Raw genomic sequence first — 634 nt, 5'->3', positions numbered from 1 at the left:
CCCATCCCCAGGTGGCACTCCGCGGCCGTCTCCACCAGCCTCAGGCACGTCCCGAACTTCTCACTGGCCTGCCCCGGCTTTCCCGCCAGGAGCAACTCCAAGCCCAGCGTGTACTCCGCCCCCGCGTTCGGGGACCCCACGATCCAATCCAGGGCCTCGCGCGATTCGCCCTGGGCGTTGATGCTCGGCATGCCCTTCCGGGTGCCTGCCTTCTGAGGCTCCGGCACCCGTGCGTCCACCACCGGCTCGGGGGGCGGCGGCGGGGGTGGCAGGCGCTCCAGCGTCACCTGCACGCGCTCCGGCACCGCCGCCTGCGACACGGTGGTCGACCACGGATGGTGGCCCACGTAGCGCAGCTCCAGCTGGTGCGAGTCCTCCCCTGGAGCGACCTTCAGGGCCGTCGGCGTCACCCCGACATACTTGCCGTCCCAGCGCACCTCCGCGCCCGGAGGCACCGACACCACCTGGAGATTGCGCCCCGGCGTTTCCGACATGTCGGGCAGCACCGCCCGCCCCACGAAGAAAATCACCGCCGCCGCGATGACGGCCGCCCAGACCCAGCCAGGCACTCCCGCGCCCATGTCCGCCGCGGGGCTGCCGCCCACCAGCGCCCCGGGCACGTGCTCCTCAGGGA

The 634-nt window shown here is 72.7% G+C and carries 1 protein-coding gene; it reads right to left on the bottom strand.

Features of this window, described 5'->3' with window-relative positions; genetic code table 11:
• Positions 1-620 (bottom strand): PEGA domain-containing protein (locus tag D7Y11_RS42825; protein WP_126936523.1); only part of this gene is annotated, 620 nt, incomplete at its 3' end.
• Positions 621-634 lie beyond the last annotated feature (14 nt).

Origin of the sequence: Corallococcus sp. AB018, from assembly GCF_003986945.1 — a bacterium.
Classification (GTDB): domain Bacteria; phylum Myxococcota; class Myxococcia; order Myxococcales; family Myxococcaceae; genus Corallococcus; species Corallococcus exiguus.
This window is presented reverse-complemented; position numbering and strand designations above follow the sequence as displayed.